Annotated in this window: 18 protein-coding genes; 8 read left to right on the plus strand and 10 right to left on the minus strand. The window is 52.6% G+C overall.

Annotated features, from left to right (window positions below; genetic code table 11):
* Positions 1 to 1,112 precede the first annotated feature (1,112 nt).
* The 3 genes from W02_RS12080 to W02_RS12090 form a co-directional block, all read right to left on the minus strand.
* Positions 1,113 to 2,333: an XRE family transcriptional regulator gene (locus W02_RS12080; protein ID WP_173048025.1), complete on the minus strand. Its 1,221-nt coding sequence runs from the start codon at positions 2,331 to 2,333 to the stop codon at positions 1,113 to 1,115.
* A gap of 627 nt (positions 2,334 to 2,960) precedes the next feature.
* Positions 2,961 to 3,449: a GNAT family N-acetyltransferase gene (locus tag W02_RS12085; protein ID WP_370467930.1), complete on the minus strand. Its 489-nt coding sequence runs from the start codon at positions 3,447 to 3,449 to the stop codon at positions 2,961 to 2,963.
* A gap of 705 nt (positions 3,450 to 4,154) precedes the next feature.
* Positions 4,155 to 4,421, minus strand: a complete 267-nt coding sequence (locus tag W02_RS12090; RefSeq protein WP_173048027.1) for a hypothetical protein — start codon at positions 4,419 to 4,421, stop codon at positions 4,155 to 4,157.
* 268 nt (positions 4,422 to 4,689) lie between these two features.
* Here W02_RS12090 and W02_RS12095 point away from each other — a divergent pair, with 268 nt between their 5' ends.
* Both W02_RS12095 and W02_RS12100 read left to right on the plus strand, forming a co-directional pair.
* Positions 4,690 to 5,079 (plus strand): VOC family protein, encoded by a 390-nt coding sequence (locus tag W02_RS12095; RefSeq protein WP_173048029.1) that lies wholly within the window; start codon positions 4,690 to 4,692, stop codon positions 5,077 to 5,079.
* A 69-nt stretch (positions 5,080 to 5,148) separates the two neighbouring features.
* Positions 5,149 to 5,412, plus strand: a complete 264-nt coding sequence (locus tag W02_RS12100; protein WP_197742005.1) for an SgcJ/EcaC family oxidoreductase — start codon at positions 5,149 to 5,151, stop codon at positions 5,410 to 5,412.
* A 277-nt stretch (positions 5,413 to 5,689) separates the two neighbouring features.
* On the opposite strand, the gene W02_RS12105 is transcribed toward W02_RS12100, so the two are convergent.
* The 4 genes from W02_RS12105 to W02_RS12120 form a co-directional block, all read right to left on the minus strand.
* Positions 5,690 to 6,373 (minus strand): lipid-binding SYLF domain-containing protein, encoded by a 684-nt coding sequence (locus W02_RS12105; RefSeq protein ID WP_173048031.1) that lies wholly within the window; start codon positions 6,371 to 6,373, stop codon positions 5,690 to 5,692.
* A gap of 749 nt (positions 6,374 to 7,122) precedes the next feature.
* On the minus strand, positions 7,123 to 7,419 hold the full coding sequence (locus W02_RS12110) for a hypothetical protein (protein ID WP_173048033.1): 297 nt from the start codon (positions 7,417 to 7,419) through the stop codon (positions 7,123 to 7,125).
* A gap of 1,185 nt (positions 7,420 to 8,604) precedes the next feature.
* The gene (locus W02_RS12115) at positions 8,605 to 8,742 is read right to left on the minus strand and encodes a hypothetical protein (protein ID WP_173048035.1); all 138 of its coding nucleotides are present in this window, start codon (positions 8,740 to 8,742) and stop codon (positions 8,605 to 8,607) included.
* A gap of 126 nt (positions 8,743 to 8,868) precedes the next feature.
* Positions 8,869 to 9,294: a hypothetical protein gene (locus W02_RS12120; RefSeq protein ID WP_173048037.1), complete on the minus strand. Its 426-nt coding sequence runs from the start codon at positions 9,292 to 9,294 to the stop codon at positions 8,869 to 8,871.
* 157 nt (positions 9,295 to 9,451) lie between these two features.
* Between W02_RS12120 and W02_RS12125 the strand changes: the two genes are divergently transcribed.
* The 3 genes from W02_RS12125 to W02_RS22165 all read left to right on the plus strand — a co-directional run bounded on the left by W02_RS12125 (position 9,452) and on the right by W02_RS22165 (position 10,397).
* Positions 9,452 to 9,640, plus strand: coding sequence for a hypothetical protein (locus tag W02_RS12125; protein WP_173048039.1), 189 nt, complete (start codon positions 9,452 to 9,454; stop codon positions 9,638 to 9,640).
* A gap of 206 nt (positions 9,641 to 9,846) precedes the next feature.
* Positions 9,847 to 10,050 carry a hypothetical protein gene (locus W02_RS12130; RefSeq protein WP_173048041.1) on the plus strand — a complete coding sequence of 68 codons (204 nt, stop codon included), beginning with the start codon at positions 9,847 to 9,849 and terminating at the stop codon, positions 10,048 to 10,050.
* A gap of 86 nt (positions 10,051 to 10,136) precedes the next feature.
* Complete coding sequence (locus W02_RS22165) at positions 10,137 to 10,397, plus strand: thermonuclease family protein (protein WP_370467983.1); 261 nt, start codon at positions 10,137 to 10,139, stop codon at positions 10,395 to 10,397.
* Between the two features lie 275 nt (positions 10,398 to 10,672).
* Here W02_RS22165 and W02_RS12140 read toward each other — a convergent pair whose 3' ends face one another.
* Entirely contained in the window at positions 10,673 to 11,716 is a 1,044-nt protein-coding gene (locus W02_RS12140; protein WP_173048045.1) for a hypothetical protein, read from the minus strand.
* A gap of 330 nt (positions 11,717 to 12,046) precedes the next feature.
* Positions 12,047 to 13,471 carry a hypothetical protein gene (locus W02_RS12145; protein ID WP_173048047.1) on the minus strand — a complete coding sequence of 475 codons (1,425 nt, stop codon included), beginning with the start codon at positions 13,469 to 13,471 and terminating at the stop codon, positions 12,047 to 12,049.
* Between the two features lie 648 nt (positions 13,472 to 14,119).
* On the opposite strand from W02_RS12145, the gene W02_RS12150 reads away from it, so the two are divergent.
* The gene (locus tag W02_RS12150) at positions 14,120 to 14,785 is read left to right on the plus strand and encodes an outer membrane protein (RefSeq protein WP_173048049.1); all 666 of its coding nucleotides are present in this window, start codon (positions 14,120 to 14,122) and stop codon (positions 14,783 to 14,785) included.
* Between the two features lie 191 nt (positions 14,786 to 14,976).
* Here W02_RS12150 and W02_RS12155 read toward each other — a convergent pair whose 3' ends face one another.
* Positions 14,977 to 15,897 (minus strand): YdiY family protein, encoded by a 921-nt coding sequence (locus W02_RS12155; RefSeq protein ID WP_173048051.1) that lies wholly within the window; start codon positions 15,895 to 15,897, stop codon positions 14,977 to 14,979.
* A gap of 615 nt (positions 15,898 to 16,512) precedes the next feature.
* Between W02_RS12155 and W02_RS12160 the strand changes: the two genes are divergently transcribed.
* Positions 16,513 to 18,048, plus strand: coding sequence for an arylsulfatase (locus tag W02_RS12160; RefSeq protein WP_173048053.1), 1,536 nt, complete (start codon positions 16,513 to 16,515; stop codon positions 18,046 to 18,048).
* 618 nt (positions 18,049 to 18,666) lie between these two features.
* Positions 18,667 to 20,052 (plus strand): hypothetical protein, encoded by a 1,386-nt coding sequence (locus W02_RS12165; RefSeq protein ID WP_173048055.1) that lies wholly within the window; start codon positions 18,667 to 18,669, stop codon positions 20,050 to 20,052.
* Positions 20,053 to 20,119 lie beyond the last annotated feature (67 nt).

Genomic DNA, 20,119 nt, shown 5'->3' on the forward strand with positions numbered 1-20,119 from the left:
CTACTGATAAATGCTGGAGTTCCTTATACAGACTCTTGTTTAGACGGAGCCCATATGTTTTCCGTGACGAGTCGGGCTTGTCGGGGGGCATGCATGCCAACAATATGCTTGATCCATATAGCTAGTCAATAATATTGTTAGCTATTTAGTAGATGTATTTTTATATTTATATATATAGATATCTATATCATGGTGCCCAAGAATCTTTCCCGTGGGCCTCTTTATCTTCGCTTTTTGGCTTGTTCGTGTACGAGCTAGACTAACTATAACCAGACCTTCAGACGGGGAATTGGTTGGCAACCAAGCCCTTATACCTTTGGTCGTTTATGTCGTTTTGGTTGGACGTCAAAGGGAGTCGCTGGGGTGGGGACTTCAGTCGTTTTTGTCGTTTATGTCGTACCCTGATGTCGTATGAAAATTTGTTGCGAATACGGCCTTTGCCCAGTAGGTGCACATCCAATAGCAGCTATTGCTTGATCTTGAATTCTGACACAAAACGTCTCTAGACCTTGTTCATACCCAGCGTTGAGAAAATCTCTAGGAAGCCACTCGCTGTGGGCCAAGAGCTTACTCCGTGTATCGTCACAGTCTTTGACAGAAAGAACCTCGCACTGATTGAAGAGCCCCAAAAGATCAAATACTCTAATGACTGGTTTCGGCACATTCATATTAAGGTTGAGGAGCGTATTCAAGGCTTGAGCGTCGTGACTTAAGGCAGGCACCTCCAATGATACAGCTGCTGCATATGTGTACGCCTCACCTGATCCTACTCGCAATTCGTATTGCTGTCCCATTGCCTGTATAGCATCCCACGTTGCCTGGATCGTGGTTGCAGGTAGTCCAGACGTTTTCAGATGGGTTTGGAGAAAGAGGGAGTCGAAGATTTTTATAACTCCCGTTTGCAGAACCTTATCGAACCTAGCGCCTATGTACGCTTTGTATTTCTTATTTTGCCTGATCTCATTTTCGACTTCATGCACAATGACAGGTTGAATGCTATATCCTGAGCTCAATAGCTTCAACAAATTGTGTCGGTCAGTTAGTAGGAGCTGAATAGTAGCATCAGAATCACAAAGAAGGAGGGAGGGATTATCCATAGAATAGCAGAAACACTATTCTGAATAGGCGGGAACTTTATCATTAAATCTGGAGTAGAAAGTTCCTTCATCTATCATAAGAAGTTCAGCAGCTTTGCTGGTGCTAACGTTTCCTATGCGGAGAGCATCTAAGACCCTGAGAATATATGAGGAAGGCAATCGCAGCGTTCTTGTGGGAATGGTTGTGTTACGTTTGTTTTGCCACTCTGGCTTAATGCCTTTCTTTCTTATGAATTGGCCGGCACTTAAGGCCCGCTCGGAAACCTTAAGCAGGTCTTCCGAGATCTCCAAATTGATGTAATTGTTACGCTCATCTTCAGAAATGAGTTCATTGTCAACTGCTGCAGATAGCACGGTGCGTTGTTCGCAATGAGTCATACCCACGAGCTCAGCGAGTTTCTTGGAAGAAAGTGCGTGCCAATTGATTCCTAGCTTAGATGTCATATGAATCAATACTTCCCTCGGCACTAAACACTCTTTAGCAAAAGCCTCGGCCCGCTCTTCTGATAAGGAAGGTATCAAGTCTTTAGCTTCAAGAAAATCGATGGACGCTCCTTCTGTGCATGCATCAAAGATTGCGTGCGCAAGTTCATGCAACAAGACATGGTTTCTTCTGAACCATGTTCCCTTGTATGTGTTGGAGAACAAGCAAGGGCGATCAAGGGATGTTGCACCAAGATAAAAACAGCAACCTTCTAGGTTGGACTTAGGCAAGGGACTCTCGATAATGAGAACACCTTTGCTTCGCAGATTTCCTCTGAAAAGTTCTCCAATTCCGCCATGCCCTTTTTCTAAACCCGTATATTGGCGGAAGATACGCGCTGCTTGGCGCCCCTGTTCTCTAGGCGGAGCTTGCTTATCAGTCTCACGGCGTATTGCCTCAAAGAGAAGATCCCAACCTACATCTTTGGTACTAGTCACCTGCTCTAGTTGATCCACATAAAATCCTAGTTGGCGGATCAACAGGACGCATTCACGATCAGAGTCAGTCAACCCAGCACCTCTGAACTTGAACCATATGGCTGGCGTGATGTCGGCCTGATGACCCTTGATTCTCTTAGAGCTTCGTAAGAGAGTTGGTGCGACGCCGAGAACGGCTGAGAGACGACGAACCATTGAATCAGGGATCGAACGTTGTCCCGCCGCCCATTGCTGCAAGAGGTCTGGGCTGATACCAAGAAGGCCGGCGGATGTAGTTGCGTTTAAACCAGCGGAATCTAGAATCTGCTGTAGCATTTAATACCCATAGTATAAGCATTCATTAATTGACTCATAGCATGCATGAAGACTGCCTCTTCACGTGCGAAATTTTTATAGACAGTGTCACCGTGATGCGAGGGAAATCACACTTACAAGTATAGGCATAGGGGTATGCTACGGCATGCCATTGGAAAGGCGGTAGCAATTTATCATTTGAAAACAATCACTTCAAGATATTGCAGCTAGGCCTATTCGTAGTTGTTGTTACTCCCCAGCACACAATAGTTAGTATAGGTCTCACTTTGTGGCATAGACAAGGTGGATCTACGACAAAATTTGAATCGATTCCCGCGACAAGGGATCATCCATCCTATATTGTCGATTTTGCTTCATAACCCCACTCTCTCTCCATAGCCTCTTGCGCGAATTCTTGGCCGACCCACGGCGCGCTTTGGGACACAAGCTCGTCGGTGAATACCGAAGGGGCGGGTGCCTGTCTCGGCCTCTCAGAATCGAACGCTGTGCGCAGGAGGGGGCATGGCTGAGGGGTGGGAGAGACGAAGCGAACCTTTTCAACACCGTAAAAAGTCGAGGCCGGGTACCGAGGATCCGGACGGGAGAGGAATGCGAAAGTGGAAAGGCCGGGGGGGGGCTCCCTCTGCCTTAGTTGAGGTACTTTTCCATTCGAAAGTTGGTCATCGATACGCCCCTAACAGTGACAATCTGAGGGGCGATGCAATGGAATCCATGACCCTCAAAAACGGGGCGAGCGGTGATGCTGGCTTCCGTGTATAGACGAGTCAGTTTTCTTTGTCGAGCGACTTCCTCCAGGTAATCCAGCATCGCCCCAGCAACACCACGCCTTTGATGCTGTGGATGAACGTACAGCATGTCGATATGACCGTCATGCTCAAGATCGCAGAAGCCAATCACCCGCCCTAGGCTTTCCGCGACCCACGTCGCCTTTGCTTCACGTCGAGCCTTAAATTGCTCTAGGTCAATCAGCTCTGGAGCCCAAGCCATAACCTGCATTTCCGTATAGTCGTGAGGACTTGCGCTCCGTACTGAGTCACGGAATAGCGCGACAAGTGTGTCGGAATCGGCAACCAAAAATGGCCGTATACTTACAGGAAGCATTGCGCGCGAAGTCATGGATACACAGAAGAGGATAGTCTCACTGGTCGATCGGGAGTCTAACAAGGGCCAATTCGCTGCTTCAATATAACGACGGGGCGTGTGTCTGGCTAGTCGTGGGGAGCCCTAATTGGCGGGGGGCACGTTGCCTTGAGGCCGGGGGGCTTCCTGACTGTCATGTAATTGTCATGTGACTGCCCTACTCTCGCGTTGTCTGCTGTATCCTGGCGTATCGAGAATGACCGGTCTATACGATGGAAATGCAACGCCAGAACACAGCAAGCAACACTGAACCATATGCTGCGCTCCCTTCAGGGTCTAGCGCCCGCAAGGGTGTCCGGGTTCAAATCCCGGCTTCGGCACCACCCACCCATCCTGCCTAATTGTTCAATGAGTTAGAAATGCGAACGGAACGAGGTGTTACCGGGGTGTTAATCACAGCCTCAAGGCGCGTCATGGCCGCATCGAGTTTTCGGCCTTGACCGTCCGATAGCGCAGGAACATTTCGACAGAGGAATGCCCAACGATCTTCATGATCGTTTCCGTATCGACACCGGCCCTCAGCTAGATTGGTCGCGGCACAGTGTCGAAGATCATGGAAGACGAAGTCAGCAATCGATTGCTCCTCACAAAGCCGCTGGACCTCTCGGTACGTATGGTTCAGTTTCTCCCCGTCCTTCTGAAACACCAGCCCCTGAATGCGCATCACCCCATCGGCGCCTCTCAGCCGCTGGAATTCCCGACGCAGTCCCTTCTCAAGGTCAACCCGATCCCGCGTGACCGTAAGAATCTCTTCCAATCGCACCCGGTGTGATAGCCCGTCAGCAACACCGACTTGAACCAGGCCGGCGCCGCGTCATAGAGCCGTGTCCATTCTTCTGGCTCTAAGACCCCGTTCCTGGCGTTCTTAGGCTTGGGGGCGGCCACGAGACAGGCCACATTGCGGGTGATGAGATCCCGCTTCATCGCCTGCTTGAGATCGATAATCACCCGAACGCCCGAATGCGAGAGCCGCGACGGCGGGGGCTCTGGGGCGATTCCGCTCCCATGCCGCCGTGGGTGTATCGCAAGGCCAAAACGTGGGCAAGCCCCTGAATGGTTAGATCTGGAAACGTCACAAGGCGAACTGGTGCCTACTCAATAAGGGGTGATATGCTTGTCCTTCGTCGGACAAACATGACGGTTTCCGCCTTCTCTGGTCGGATATTGACTAAGCCATCCCTCTTGCCCCATCTGTATATATTGTGACGGAGTGATAATGGGAAGACGCTACGATCATATCGACCTGCGGGTACGCAGTCTGGCCAATGTGCAAGACTTCTATGCGACCCTCATGCCGGCGCTGGGATTTACCCACAAGGTCGAAGTAGCAAATTGGCTGGTGTTTGAAGGGCCGACCTTGACCGGGATGCCGGACTTCTTCGGCCTTACGGAATCACCGCAGCATGTACCCAATGAATGCCGGATCGCTTTCTGGGCTGAGAGCACGGTTGAAGTGGATCGGCTGGCCGCCCTTGCGATACGTGCCGGCGCCCAAAGGGTGGAGGGGCCGGGCTACGATGAAGGGCCCGGCTATTACGCCGTCTTCTTCGAGGATCCCGATGGGAATCGTCTGGAAATCTGCCATCGTACCAAGCACGCACAGTAAACGAATTGAATCCCCATGCCTTGAGACTTCGAATAACCGATCTCAGCCCCCTCTGAGATGGGAGGCGAAATGACGGAAGACGAACGAGCGATCCGGCATGTCATTGCGACTTGGCTGCAGGCAAGCCAATCTGGCGACACGGCCACGGTGCTCTCGCTCATGACTGAGGACGTGGTATTCATGGTTCCCGGTCTGGAGCCGTTCGGCCGAGAGGGTTTCGAATCAACCACCAACGAGCGCAGCACCACAGGGACACAGATCGATGGGACCAACGACATCGTCGAACTTCGGATCCCGAGAATTGGGAGTTCACGCGTAATCGGATCGCCCTGAGCATCACCCCATCAATCGGTAAGCCAGTGCAGCGCACCGCGCTACACCCTGACGCTATTCCGTAAGGAAGCGGACGGCCGTTGGCGACTTGCGCGTGACGCCAACCTATTGATGGCGAAAAACTAGGAAGCGAGAAAGCTGTGGAATGGTCGGAAGCTGAAAATCACTTCATCGCATCAAGACTTTCCCGCTCCCACTCCAGTAATAGAACACAGAAACATTCGGAAAGATCGAAGCCGCCGTGTTCTGTCCGGCAACCGGACTACCAAGTCGCTTCTTATTTCAAGAGCGTTTCTGCCGCAGTACGAAGGGTTGTTGCCTGAGGATTACTCACCTCTTTTTTGACGATGATATCGATCGGGCGTATAGGCCGTCCATAATAGGCAGCATTAGAGTCGTTTGACACGAAAATACGGGCACCTTCTACTGCGAGGCCCGCGAACGCTCCCTTCGTTCTGGCATATGAAACGACATCGGCCGTAACTCCTTGACCCGACATGCCTGCCCCGACAGGCCCGGCCGTAACCCCGACATTGGCGCCGAGCTTGAAGTCGTTCGAATAAAATTCCTCGAGCCCTTTCTGTGTCCGGACGACGAGGACCATCTCGGAGACATCGCCCCCGGCCTGAAGGCCAAAGCTGACCGACCCCATGGTGTAGAAAACTGGCCCTCCCCATGTGTTGGTCCTCTCGTCTCGAACGAGCAGCACGCCGCTACCACCCGCTCCGCCGACGATGACGGCTCCTCGCACGAACTGCGGGACAATGAAGAGCCCTTTGGAGTCTTGCCCCAATTGCTTCAGTGATCCCTTCATTCCGTCGTCGGCCGTAAATGCCTCCAATGTCAGCCGGGCTTTCTCAACCAGCTGCTGTTGCTCCAGCGGCTCTGCGGCGAGTGCGGGGGTTGTAACAAAGACAGAGAATATTCCGAGTGCACAAAGGAGTGCTCTAAGGGGTGACATTATAGGCTCCTCTTTGGACTAGAAGTTAAAGTGGATCCGCGAAGTCTTCATCCTTCTTTTTTGGCAGAAGTCCGTTTACATATCGAGGTACTGCTGTCACGTACGAGCAGACCCAAAACGGCTCACCCAAACACCCCTCCATAGTCCACGGACCTAATGGTGCCTCCATGAACCACTGATCTGGCGGTTCGTGAGGGCTGCTTTTGACAGCCGGGGTGATCGCACGGACACTTCGTGACCGTTTTAGCCGCTCGTTGGCATTGATCACTGCAAAATGCCTCGCCCGCCACCTGGCACGAACAAGAATCATGTGCACATTTCTGTTGTGACATCGCACACCTCCACGGTTAGAACTGCCAGTATGAGATGGAGCGGAGGCTTGGGCAATGGGAAGCTGCTCCTTTTGGTCGTTGAATCGTGAATGTCGTAACCCATGGCTGGTAGCAAGCTGGGTACCATGACCGCGACAGGGGCTCCCAAACACAGATCACCAATCAGGATTTCGAAATGCTCCAGAGTGGGATCAACCGGGGTCCTTGTGCCATGTCCGGATGCCCTGCGCTCTCGGCGGCGTTTACCCATGGAGCGATGGATATTTCGTTGATCCCGGTACGAAGTAGCTCTTCTCAGGCAAATCCATTTCCTCAGCACTGCGCAGCTTAGCGTGAGCTCTTCGGGATGTTGCATCAGATACTTCCTTCTTGGGAGACCACAGGCATGGTTCTATCACGCGACAGGCGTGAATCCATTCATTCCCGCAGGATCTCTATGCTGTTCACTTGCACCCCTTCAAAGCGCAGGGGAATGATGCAGTCGCGTGTGGCGTATTCAATCGCGAGAGCCTTCTTCCTATTCGAGCAGGTCTCAATGTTGGTAAATGCACGTGGAGGGGGAATCGGTAGGCGGTCATTTACAAAGGACACGATGGTCCAGCGGGCCTTCACGCGCCAGATACCCCGGTTGGATTTGGACAAATGAATCTTGACGATCCCTTTGCTGGCCAAATTGACGGTGCACAATTCGCAAGCCATGGAGGTCGAGACCACGCAGAATCCACGGAGCAGCCGCTCTCTAGCGCCTCCCGCATTTCGCGCAGGCTCTTCATTCAATAACAACCCGCCTTCCTAACTACAAAGCTGTACGTACTTGACCCAGACCAGCTTCAGCCCCCATGGGTTTCGGTACTTCCCTGTGTGCCCCGTATCGTCAGACTCGCAAGTTGGAAGGGGACTTGGCAGAATAGTTCTCGATCTTACGATTAGGGACACCCTTCTTTATGGCGCGATCGCTTTTCCGCCGATCTCATTCGGCTGTTCCGAAGCTCAGCTCATCTTTCGGTCGGTCGCCATGCTCCGTGAACTCCCAGTTTCGTAGCCCGCTCGCACGTGCTAACCTTATTCTCATGGACGTACGTGTCACGAGGACAGCACCCGATGCCGTCGATCAACGACGGAGATTCGACCAACGATCCGCTTTGTGGATTGGCATTTCGGTTGTCATCGCGGTTCTTGCGGTTCTTATCGTCGCTGTATTCATCTTCGGAGAAAGCTTCACCTCGATCTATCACCCTCAACCAAAAGCTTCGGTGATTCCCCAGCCGCGCGTCCCGCCCAATGCGCCGGTTCCTGCAGTCCCTTCCACCTTGCCATAAGAGATTGCTTCATTTGTGCGAGAGAAGTGAACAGCTGGAAGTAGATTTCCAATCATCCAGATCTCGAGTAAGCAAGCCACGTGAGTTGAGACATTAGAGAGCACCATAATGCGAGGATCACGTCCCGCCGACCGGTGCGCCAAGCGGGAATCGACGGTGTTACTCTTTTGTTAACTTTGCAGCGGCAAATGCTAAAAGTCTTCCCCTACCTCTTCATTTGTGAGAGCCTGAAAGTCATCCAAATTCACCTCTCCCTATGCAGAAAGGCAGGCTTCTCCATGTCGCACGTGGCTACTGTTCTTGGAACTTCCTTGGTCAGGTTCGGAATTTTCGGCTCGGTCATTGTCATGTTCGTTGGAACGACGATTTTTGCCGTTCATCTAGTCATGGTCTCCGCAGGAGACCAAGTCCCTAAGACGAGCTCAGAAGGCTGCCGTTCTGTCTAAGGAATGCCTACTACGCTGCGCCGCTCTTCCGCGATGTTCGTGCTTCGCTAGCAACTTTTCCAATCGGGGGTCAGACTGATCGATCCTCTCCCAATCCTCGACATCAGCAGCAACCCCCGCCGCCGACAATCCGCCTAGTGCCTCGTCGCAAGCGGGCCTTCCGGCCCTGACCTATAATCCAGACTGTACCGAAATTCCCGCTCAGCGAGCTTGCGTGCGTCGATCACAAGGAGGACGAGATACATCACCGCTAAGATAATCTTCATCGCCATGATGTCTCCTCCTCGCCTGGCCATTCCATCGCCGGTTCGGCAAGTGACGGTGGCTCCATGCCGTTAACGGGCTCCGGAGATGGCGTGTGGAGGGTCTCTCTTCCTATCAACCCCGTCAGCCGGGCTTCATGTTTCCGGTACATGCTCAATCCAGTCGGTCAGCGCCGCAAGATAGGCGTGCAATTCCTGCAGCTCCTTGGTGAAGATCGACCGATGCACGGCACGAAATTCGGCGATCGCTTGCGCCAAGACGTGCAGATCGCCGTTCTCGTATGCCGCAAATCGACCATCGCCCTGACACCAATGCTGCGTTTCGACATGCTCGCGCTGCGCCTCACTCTCAAAACAATCCGGCCCCGTGGCCCATCCTGGAATGTTGCTGTCGGTGTCCTCCTGTGGGTGAGTGGTGGTTACGCTGCCCCTCTTCGATTTGAAATGCTGATCGAGCAAGTGACGGATCAGGCCGGCAGCTGACGCACCGCACTGACGCTCGGCGTCGAGCTTGCGCTTCAGTGATTCAGGAATTTTGATAACGATCCGGTTCATTGTCATGATTGCACCCAGTGGCGTACACTACTTATGTTACGTAAATTCTAATGTTACATTATCTAGCAAGTGATAGCAAATGCTGTTTGCCAGCAGGTTAAGAGTCGTGTAAAACGATGTCAGGCGGGTGTCCTACAATGTCCTGCCCCAGGACGGGGGATAAATGGCTCCAAAGACGAATCCCGATAAACCTGCCCATTTGAATGTCCGCGATATCCCTCGTGAGACCTTATTTCGTCTCAAAATGGCAGCAGCGGCAGAACAGAAGACAGTAAAGGATCTTATTCTCGAACTGGTGAACGGGAAGATTCAGGAGTTGGAAAAGAAGGGCTTACTGCCGAAAGGCAAATAGAGATGGCTTCTTCAAAACCGCCCTGCCCCAAGTGTCATAGCCTGTGCATCCATCACCAGTTCGTTGGGTATGTGAGATCCCGAACTTTCAGTGGCAGTCTGGTGACCAAGCCGCTTGGGCCGGGAAACTGGATGTGCCAGGACTGCGATTATAAGTGGCGAGACGACGGCATGACGGCAAGAATGAGTCCTGCCAGGGGGTAGTCCATGTCTGCGATCAACCCCGACCTCAACGAGGTCATCGACACAATCCTCAGCCTCACCATTGACCCTTACCGGCGTTTCATAGAAAAACTGAGGATTGAGGGTCGGATCTCGGATGCCGAGATTGCCGAGTTAAACGAGGTGGTCAAAGTTCAACGAACTGAAATGTCCAAGCTCATTCAGGACGGGCTAACAGACGAGACATAGATGGCTAGAACCTCGCCTACTATGCCAGTACGATCAAATCCTTCCCCGTCCTACTAGCCCGGCTATTGGAAAAGTGAGCTTCGCGTATTCCGAGAGGAGCGCGGGGCGGTCATTCGACAAGCACCGGCCGCACGATTGCCGATGTGCTGTTAGCCGATGGAGCGGATGTGAACCATCAACTGGTCAAGAGTGGCTGGTGTTGGTGGTATGTGCCGAAGGACACCGTACTTGAGAGATTGGAGGGAGAAGCACGAGAAGCGAAGCTAGAATTATGGACTGATGCTTCTCCCGTTCCACCGTGGAAGTTCAGGAAAAGTAGGAGAGGAAGGCGCGCCGGAATGTGTTGAAATGGAAGCTTCTGCTGTTGAAGTCGCTCCATAGGACGTTCCTGAATTGTCCTATTCAGAAGGGCCACACCGACTTCATGAATTTCCGTCTCAACCATCCACCACTCTCTCATCACGTTCGCCATCCTTCAAAAGGCAAAGCGATCTGACTTATAGGCATCCTATCTCTCCCTTCTTCACCTGCATGCCAACTTGTTTCCCCATAGCTTTCATCGAGGCGACCGCACCTCGACCGTAATGACCTCAAATGTTAAGTGTGTTCATGTCTGACAGGGTTAGGGAGAGATCGGTCCGATATATTTTTGTGCAACCACAACATTGTCATACCAGATCTGACTGACATGACCCGCCGGATTTCTATAGGGGACATAATGTAGAAGCCAGACCCAGTTTAGTGCGAGCTCGGGAGCTGTCCTCCATCGGAAACCTTCGAAGGTGCCCTGGGCAGTGACTTCGGGTGTAAAGGAATCGCCAGTCCACGTTCCGCGAGGGTGCCCTTCCTCGTAGTGGGCCACTGGAACTCCGTCAATCCATAAGCGCAACTGGCCGTTTCGGGCGGAGAAAGGCTCGTTCACTTTTACGCCAAACTCCACCGCGTACCATTTCCCCGGCGCGACTCGAGGGCGGGAATTCTTCATCATGGTATTGCCAGATGCCTTTGCCTTTAACATGGAGGTGCTTGGATCGATTTCTTTTTGGACAGGTGTAACAATCTCTCCCCAGCGTTTCATTTCGACCCAGTAAAGATAGAAATCCAACATGAATTGGTCGAAGATCTCAAATCCAACCGAAAACGCAGAGTCCCCTTCCGGCCAGTGACAACAGAATCTGGGATGAGAGAGCTTGGGTGGATTAAGTCCCCCCATGAGAACTCCGGCATGGGTATAGATCCCGTCGTGCGCATATTTCACGTAGTACCGAATAAACAGTTCGTTGTAGTTCTGAGGGAGCATTTTGTAGAGGTCAGCGCCCCATGTTTGTCCGCCGATGGCGCTCAGCTTCAATGCCTTGGAGTCTCTCGCATGAGGGGCCGGATCATCGACCAAAGTCATGCCAATGCTGACATTCCTGATCTCTGACCAGTCCTGTTCAAGGTCATCCACCGAATTGCGGTCGAATCTCTCGACGAACACGACGGCAGGGTCATGTTCGATCCCCACGTCGCCGGGATACTTTTTCGCAAGGGCTGAACGGTCATCGTCGATCGTCTTGCGATATTGGAGGGGATCATCCGGATGCAGGTCAGTAGTCTCCGACGGTAGAGAAAATAGATACTCCGGCCCGTACGCGAATAATAGAAGAACAAGTGCGGTAAGCACACACCATGTCTGTCTCATCCTTTTTGGCGAAATCATATGTATGGCTTGAGACCCCCGCAAAGGTTATCCGCATTTTCCAATGAAATCCAGACCGTGCCAAAACATCATATCCAAGCTATCTTCTAAGAGTAGGCGAAAGTTAAGACATTGCGACATGCCAAGGCCATCCCCACCGTGGGGTGTAGGAAGATCAGTCGGGGAGGTGCCACAGCGGATTGAGAAGGAATCTTGCACCGTAGAGGCGCCGCCATAATGATGCCCGCCAGCGACAGGTGAGCGCCGGTATGCTCAGGATGGCGAGCAGAAACCTTGCCTACCCATCTTCAGGTATTAATCGACACGGCCGCCAGTGCTGTCGAGATGCGCGATCTCGGATGCCAGAACTGGCTGCAGGCACTGCGCAATACGAGCGTTGGCACGGCTTGAATAGTGCGCCCCAGAGGGGACGAACTTTGGGTAGCTGTCTTGGTCAATCAAACACCCTGCCATGTCGTGATACGGCAATCCTGCGCGGGTCAGCATCTGTATCGTCGGGCGTCGCTCATTAGGCACACCAAATTCAGATTCGTAGGGCAGCGTGACAATTAACGGGATCGCCCCGTCCTCCCGTATATCCTGCACCAAAGACCGGATTACGAGTTGACTGGCGCGAATGGATTCAAGAGAGACATCTTTGTACATGAATTCGCCGGGAGGCCTGACAGAGTTCAGTAAACGAAATACATAGGAGTGTTCCAGCGGACCCCAGACCCCTTGTCGTTCCCATTGTATCGGCTGAAAATAGTCGTCGAGCTCAAGATAGGGCAAGTCGTTGATCGAGCGCGCAGAAACATCGATGGTGCCGGATACTGGAGCATTAATGGCGACCGGACGAGCGTGATTCTCAACCAACCGCGGACGGACAAAAGGGAATCCAAACCACTCCGGATTCATAATAAAGGGATACACGCTGTTGATGCGCAAGAGCATCATTGAGGAAATTCCAATGACCACAATCTGCGGGTTCCAGGAACGGACATCTTGTCCATAGCGTAAAAATGTCTGATTAAGCCCATAGGCGGACACTCCAAAATTCAGGACCTGTGTGTCGGGTTGCAACAATCCTTCTAATGCATGCCCCCACGATTCTTCACAGCTCACCTCGGCGCCAAACGTCATAGAGTCTCCAATCAGCGCGATGCGAACGGTAGCGGGACGATTCGCCATGCCCGTGTGTCTGGTGCGTGAATCATGAAATGAGACGCCGAGCCGAGGGCTGCGAATTCCCTCCGTGCTGCTGAATCGCAGTCCGCTTGCACTCCTTCGAGAGGGGCCGATCGTCCAGCCGAGGGTCGGATCGGGCACGAGATAGGGAGAAGTGAAGGCCATTTCAGCGATCACGGATTTCGTCGTGCTGACGACATCGACCCAATGCCTGGGATACAACACGATGCCGAATATCGTCTCGGTCGATCCGGACGATCGAGACAGAAGCCGTGAAGTCGCTTCGAGGCTCCCTAAAACAAGGGGTAGCAGAAGCAGGTTCATGCTTGCCCCCATCAATGCATCTCGTCGGGCCTGTCTGTCGCTACTGCATACCGTACGCATCATCCATGTTACACAGACCATGATGAGGAGAGACGAACAGAGAAAGACGATGCCTGGGAGGCTGAATAGGAAGTACCACACATCCGGTTTGCCTGCCGCCCGATAGAGCGAAAGGACGGCGAGAAACAGGCCGGCTTCGGCAGCACCGAGGATAAGAAATATCACCATATTCTAGGCTTGCGATGTGAGTAGAATGCAAAGAGGAAATGGTCACTGTCAGGTAGACTCAACGAATACGAAATGCCGCTAACGATGGGCATGTCGACTCCGGTCAAGCGTTATGTGAGAGGTCAAACTACGCAGGCTAGGGGTTCGTCCTCATTGCCCACGTCGCTCACCGCATCAGATTCGTCGCTATAGCAAGCACAGGGCCTAAGGGCGACTTGCTTTGGCAGTGGGGAGAAATCCGACGAACGTGCTGTAATGGATAACTACCCTCACCTTGTGAGCACACGAATTAAATTGGTTCTACTGGACTGAACGGTCAGATGTGCGTAACCGCTCGGCCTGCGCGGTGCGCGACCGCGCAGTCTCTACGCGTGAACGCATAGTTCCGGGTCTATACAAATTGCTCGGGCCGGCTCAACGGCGGGTTGAGATCCAAATAGGAACGGGCGAGGCTTCCTATGCCGGAGGTCTGCTAAGGAAGAAAACGCGAGGTGGAGACGGCAGCAAATCAATCAGTAGACTCTAATTCCACGCATTCCATATTCCTCCTTCGTACTATTGGTGGACGAAACCCCGCTTCAGTAGACTCGGGTTCCTAAGCGTTAGAGACGTCCCATTATTCTTCTACCTCTAGCTGGAAGGAGTGCCATGATATTCTTCTTGATTCTCCTCCTCATGCCCGTTCCTGCCTTCGCTGAACTTGAAATCGCCGCCTACGGCGGAGGTTCCTTCACGAATAAAACTAATATCACCGAAGATAGTCTCAATCTGTCCATAAACAACGTGAAGTTCGATGACTCAGTCACAGTGGGTGGGAAAGTGGGGTATTGGTTTCCTGCCTTCTCCAACATTCTGTCCTATGGCCTTGGCGTGGATGTGTTTTATTTCCGACCGAACATCTCTGAGCAAACAGTTGGGCTCAGAGTCGGCAATCTCCAAGGTAGCGGTCGACTGTCCGCGATTAATATTCGAACTGTCGGAATTGGAGTGGATATTTTGAAACTGCGCTTGGAGCTATTGAAGGACGACCATTTCCAGCAGGGGCGGTTTCAACCGTATATCACGGCCGGTCCAGCTATCTTCCTAACTGAATTCAAACAGGATAATGAGAAGGCGAACGACACAAAGCTCGGTCTTAAGGCTGGTGGCGGGGTGCAGGTCCTTTTTACGAACATGGTTGGCCTATTTGCTGAGTACCGCTTCACCCATTATGTGGGAGCGGTTGATGTAGAGTTCTCCCCAGTAGATACGCGAACGCTGGAAGGTGATATCAATACTCACCATCTCGTAGGCGGCCTCGCCCTTCACTTCTAATAATCATCTCGAACGAGGGCTTCCATCAAGAGGAGCCCTCAACAGCCCCGTCGAATAACTTTAATCGTTTTTGTCGTGTTGGTCGGACCCTGACCCATTATCAGAGCGGGTCCCATCGCCGCGGCAGGGTTCTTTATGTGAGAGGTTCAGGAAGAAGAAGGCCCCTTGGCTGCGGGCTTATTCATGAGGGGCTAGAATTCAAAGCCCACGCCAAAAATGTAGGCATCGTCTACCTCCTTGCGATCGGGGGCAGGCTTCGTATTCAGCCGATAGTCGTATTCAAGGCTTACGTACAGCGTCTGATAGACAGGGATGCGGACACCTTGATCCATGGTAATGCGAATAGCATTTCCGTACTTGAAATCATAGTACCCATCAAAACGCTGAAAGATCTTGATGCGAGACCATAGCGTGGCTTCAAAGCGGTATCCTGCATGGGCGGAGGGCGTTTGGGTGCGAGGTACCGTGGTGTAATCTTCATCGACATAGGCCATGCCGACCGTGCTGGATAGAGAAAGCTGCCCTGTATTGAAGAATTGATACCCCACTCCGGCGCCTAACGTGGTACGAAGCTGGAGGTTCTGAAACCGGTCATGTTCGAGCATGTTGGACGTGTTGAGAAAGACCTTCTCGGTGAGAAAATAGTCATATTTTAATTGGAATAACCAGTTTCTCGCGGTCACGGCACCATTAGCTTCGCCATAGTTGTATTTGCCCTCCAGATCTAAACGCTGACGATGGGCTTGGATCTTGACCCGGCTGACTGCATTGACGGCTTTGGTATTGGTGTTCCCAGTGGTGTGGTTCCCCCCTAGCGTGATTGTGCCGTCATGGCGGATATGCCCGATGTTGATGCCTTTGACTTCGGATATAGGGATGGGGCCGTCCTGCCTAAGCTCCGTGACATGGCGGAATTCATGCCCGCCCACGAAAAAGTCGGAAACGAGACCTTTCTTCTCCCCTGACACCCTCACTTTCATTGGTTTGGTGGATGTCACGTGCACGACTTTCCCCCATTCGATCTTCATCTCTCCATATTCGGTGTCAAGGGTCAGAATGCCATCCTCCATCGTGACGATCTCGCCACTCAGGCGATCTCCATTGTGCGTCATGACCTCATCGGCCCATGCAGAGCCCGACATCCAGCCAAGAGCCGCTAGGATCAGCCAGTGGCAGTGCCGACATCTCAACAAGTGACGACTCTCGAAGACATCGCTCGGGCTCAGTTGCTTTCCAGGTTTGTCGCAGATCCGATACAACCCTAAGTGGAGAAGCCAGAGGTTATATCACTGGACTGCTGCTGTTCTTCAAGAGTAGTAGGAACATCGCAAATTGGCACTTTCAGGAATCTGGTTGCTACCGCATTAATAACCACGAGCTGGGAACGTGCAGTCGACTGGAATTTCCGGTCATAAGTTGGGGTTTTTCCTATAGAGAGTGTCCTCTTTTTCGAGGACATTGTAGATAAAAATCCCGTGGGTGCCCGTGTTGTATCTGTCCCTTTCGTGATCACTGCTTTCACAGATAGATTCCAATTACATATAGAGCCGGGTTTCCTTTTCGAGGGTGCCCAGGTTGGGAAAAACGAGGAGAACGGTGTTGAAACGCCTGTCAATTCTGACAGTACCCAAATCTATGAGAAACCCCTACGCTCACCCCGACTAAGCATCAGCCGGACGCTTATGCACGGTTCTGAGAATTCTGAATACGGACAAGGAGACAATTGTATGAGGGGAATCACACTGTTCGTCGTGCTCTTGGGTATGACCTTGCTACTCGTCCCTGCCGAAGCAGCGGACAAGAAACCCAACATCGTCATCATCTGGGGCGATGACATTGGCTACTGGAACGTCAGTGCTTACAACCAGGGCATGATGGGCTACAAGACGCCGAACATTGACCGCATCGCGAAGGAAGGTGCACTGTTTACCGACTGGTATGGCCAGCAGAGTTGCACCGCCGGCCGCGCGGCATTCATCACCGGCCAAGTCGGCTTTCGGACCGGGCTGCTCAAGGTGGGCCTGCCGGGTGCCAAGGAAGGGCTTCAGGAGCGAGACGTCACGATCGCTCAGCTGCTGAAAGGGCAGGGCTACATGACCGCGCAGTTCGGCAAGAACCATTTAGGTGACCGCGACGAACACCTGCCCACAGCCCATGGCTTCGACGAGTTCATGGGCTCGCTTTACCATCTCAATGCTGAAGAAGAGCCGGAGAATGTGGATTATTTCAAAGATCCGGAATTGATCAAGAAGTACAACACCCGCGGCGTGATCCACACCTGGGCGAATCCGGACGGCACGCAGAAGATCGAGAGCACCGGCCCTCTCACCAAGAAGCGCATGGAGACGATTGACGAGGAAGTTACGAAGGCATCGCTGGATTATCTGGAGCGCGCGAAGAAAGCGGACAAACCCTTCTTTCTCTGGTGGAATTCGACCCGGATGCATATCTTTACGCATCTCAAGAAGGAAAGCGCAGGCAAAACCGGGCTTGGAATCTATCCCGACGGCATGGTCGAGCACGATGCCATGGTCGGCCAGCTCCTCGACAAACTCAAAGAATTGGGCTTCGAAGAGAATACGATCGTAATGTACTCCACCGATAACGGCGCTGAGTCGTTTAGCTGGCCCGACGGGGGCACGACTCCATTCCGTGGCGAGAAAGCGACAAATTGGGAAGGCGGCTTTCGTGTCCCCACTGTTATCCGCTGGCCCGGGGTGATCAAGCCCGGCACCGTCAACAACGAGATCTTTGCCCATGAAGACATGCTACCCACGTTGTTAGCAGCAGCAGGTGATCCGGACGTAAAGGAAAAGCTGCTCAAAGGCATGAAGGTCGGCGACAAGATATTCAAGGTTCATCTAGACGGGTATAACATCACCAATGCGCTGGCTGGCAAAGCCCCAGATCCCCGTCAGGAATTTTTCTATTTCAACGACGACGGCTCACTGGTGGGGCTGCGTTACAAGCAATGGAAGCTTGTGTTTGCCGAGCAACGTGCTCATGGCTTCGATGTCTGGCAGGAACCGTTTGTCCCGTTGCGGCTCCCAAAGCTCTTTAACCTGCGCTCTGATCCGTTCGAAACGGCCGATCATGTCGGCATGGATTATAGCCGTTGGCGGGCCGAGCGCATCTTCTTGCTCGTGCCAGCCCAGCAATACATCGGGAAATTTCTCTCCACGTTCAAGGAATTCCCGCCCAGCCAGAGGGTCGGCAGTTTTAGTCTCGATCAAGTGCTGGAAACCCTTCAGAACCGCCAGTAAGCGAAGTCGCGCGCGATGGGCTCTTGTCCAGATGAGAGCGATGGATGTCTCCGCCGGGCGTGGGAGTCCTCAATCGGCCATCACGCCTGCCGCTTGATGCCGGGGGAGGACTCCTGCCATGTTGTATAAGGTGTTGCTTTTGGATGACAAACATGGGCCATTGGACCAACATTTGCCGAGGCCGAACCAGCGTGCCCTCCCTCTCACTACCGGCGGTGACATTTATACCGACTCCAGGGTTCTTTTAAACCTAGCAGCTACCTCTTGCAGCTCATCAATCATTCCGTACTGCTCCACTAGCAGCAGGCCTTCCACTCGCCCTCTCCGTTTCAACGACGGCGATATCACCGAGCATAGAAATAAATGTACCTAATGTCATTAGTGTCCCTACGAATGAGGTATTGGTCGTCAAAGTGTGAAGGAATAAGCTCCTGACGCTTTCTTAAAAGGAGCAACGCTGCTATGAAAACGATTACAAAGTGCCTCCTGTTGTGTTTCTTATCCATAAGCGTTGGCTCATTCCTCAATGCATGTAGCAGTGGCGGAGACAGCTCATCTTCCGCTCCGCCTTCCCCACCAACTACGACATCAGTTAGTTCCGGTCCCAGTATTGTGTATGTGGCCGATCAGGACATCGATGAAGTATTCGAGCTGTTTGTTGCCGGCTCCTCCGTCAAGTTGAATCCGCCGTTACCATCTGGACGAAGTGTCACAGACTTTGTCCTCACTCCTGACAGAACTGCGGTGATCTATAGGGCGGACCAAGATGCTGACGACGTGTTCGAGTTGTATCGTGTCACCTTCGCCAATCCAGGCGTCAGTACGAAGCTCAACGGGCCTTTGCCACCCGGGGCGAATGTGTCGTTCAACTTTGTCGTGACGAAAGATAGCTCTTCGGTCTTATATCTCGCGGATGAAACCACAGCCAACGTGCTGGAACTCTATCGGGTATCCTTTGTTAATCCAACGAAGAGCACTCGTCTCAACGGACCATTAGTCGCCGGCGGTAATGTATTTTTTAGATTTGCAGAAACTCCTGACAGTTCAGCGGTGGTTTACTTTGCAACGGAATTAGATGCGGATCGAGTTGAGTTATTTCGCGTCCCGTTCGCGACCCCACGCATCAGCACAAGACTCAGTGACCCATTGCAGGAGGGTGATGTCGATAGTTTTGTCATTGCGCCCAATGGTTTGGTAATCGTCCATGGTCTCTCTCGCCAGGTGCCTATCCCAGGGACTAGCTTTACTCAATTCCAAAGAGAAATATTTCTATGTTCCGCTGTCGTCTCTGGGAGCAGCACGAAGCTCAATGGACCATTCGTGGGTACTCCCACTCCGCGCTTCGTCCACGCATTTGACATCAGACCGGACAGCGCATCTGTCGTCTATACGACCGCAGATACCACAGGGGATTACCGCCAACTGTACTGGGTACCGTTCGCCGCTCCTGGAATGAGTACCCGCTTGAATGGGGTTGCCGATGACAATTTCCTGTCTTTCTTCCGAATCACCCCGGATGGCTCGGCTGTCGTGTACGCGGCTAATACTAAACCGCCCCTTTCTGCAAGCAGCACCGGCGGTACGGCCGTTTACCGTGTGCCCTTTACCTCACCAGGAGTTTCGACCAGATTGAGCGGAACGCCTGTGGCAGGAGGTGGGGTCCACTATTTTGCCAATGCATTCGCAGTGACTCCGGACAGTTCAGCAATTGTGTACCTTGCCGACGAAACGACTGACAATGTACTTGAGACGTATCGCGTCCCGTTTACGACGCCAGGCTCCAGCACAAGGCTGAATGGTCCGATCGTAGCTGGAGGCTCCGTTAGTTCTCTTTTAGGTTTCTCCATCCTTCCTGATAGCTCCGGCATTGTATACGCCGCTGATGAAGCGGTAGACGATGTTATTGAACTCTACCGTTCGGACTTCTCAACTCCAGGGGTAAGCACAAAACAGAACGGGCCTCTTGTCGCAGGAGGTAATGTGGACGGGTTCATCGTGCAGTAAAGGTGGTACACCTTCAGCACCAAACTATACGATGTCATGACCGGGGGATAGGCCGCCAGAAAGCGCC

It is taken from the genome of Nitrospira sp. KM1 (assembly GCF_011405515.1).
GTDB lineage: Bacteria > Nitrospirota > Nitrospiria > Nitrospirales > Nitrospiraceae > Nitrospira_C.

What these genes read in the sequence shown, in the direction of transcription:
- W02_RS12105 (WP_173048031.1), bottom strand. Translation starts at nt 6,373, where the DNA reads ATGTCACCCCTTAGAGCACTCCTTTGTGCACTCGGAATATTCTCTGTC.
- W02_RS12160 (WP_173048053.1), top strand. Translation starts at nt 16,513, where the DNA reads ATGAGGGGAATCACACTGTTCGTCGTGCTCTTGGGTATGACCTTGCTA.
- W02_RS12080 (WP_173048025.1), bottom strand. Translation starts at nt 2,333, where the DNA reads ATGCTACAGCAGATTCTAGATTCCGCTGGTTTAAACGCAACTACATCC.
- W02_RS12125 (WP_173048039.1), top strand. Translation starts at nt 9,452, where the DNA reads ATGGCTCCAAAGACGAATCCCGATAAACCTGCCCATTTGAATGTCCGC.
- W02_RS12155 (WP_173048051.1), bottom strand. Translation starts at nt 15,897, where the DNA reads ATGACGCACAATGGAGATCGCCTGAGTGGCGAGATCGTCACGATGGAG.
- W02_RS12120 (WP_173048037.1), bottom strand. Translation starts at nt 9,294, where the DNA reads ATGACAATGAACCGGATCGTTATCAAAATTCCTGAATCACTGAAGCGC.
- W02_RS12095 (WP_173048029.1), top strand. Translation starts at nt 4,690, where the DNA reads ATGGGAAGACGCTACGATCATATCGACCTGCGGGTACGCAGTCTGGCC.
- W02_RS12085 (WP_370467930.1), bottom strand. Translation starts at nt 3,449, where the DNA reads ATGACTTCGCGCGCAATGCTTCCTGTAAGTATACGGCCATTTTTGGTT.
- W02_RS12145 (WP_173048047.1), bottom strand. Translation starts at nt 13,471, where the DNA reads ATGGTGATATTTCTTATCCTCGGTGCTGCCGAAGCCGGCCTGTTTCTC.
- W02_RS12130 (WP_173048041.1), top strand. Translation starts at nt 9,847, where the DNA reads ATGTCTGCGATCAACCCCGACCTCAACGAGGTCATCGACACAATCCTC.
- W02_RS12100 (WP_197742005.1), top strand. Translation starts at nt 5,149, where the DNA reads ATGACGGAAGACGAACGAGCGATCCGGCATGTCATTGCGACTTGGCTG.
- W02_RS12150 (WP_173048049.1), top strand. Translation starts at nt 14,120, where the DNA reads ATGATATTCTTCTTGATTCTCCTCCTCATGCCCGTTCCTGCCTTCGCT.
- W02_RS12115 (WP_173048035.1), bottom strand. Translation starts at nt 8,742, where the DNA reads ATGGCGATGAAGATTATCTTAGCGGTGATGTATCTCGTCCTCCTTGTG.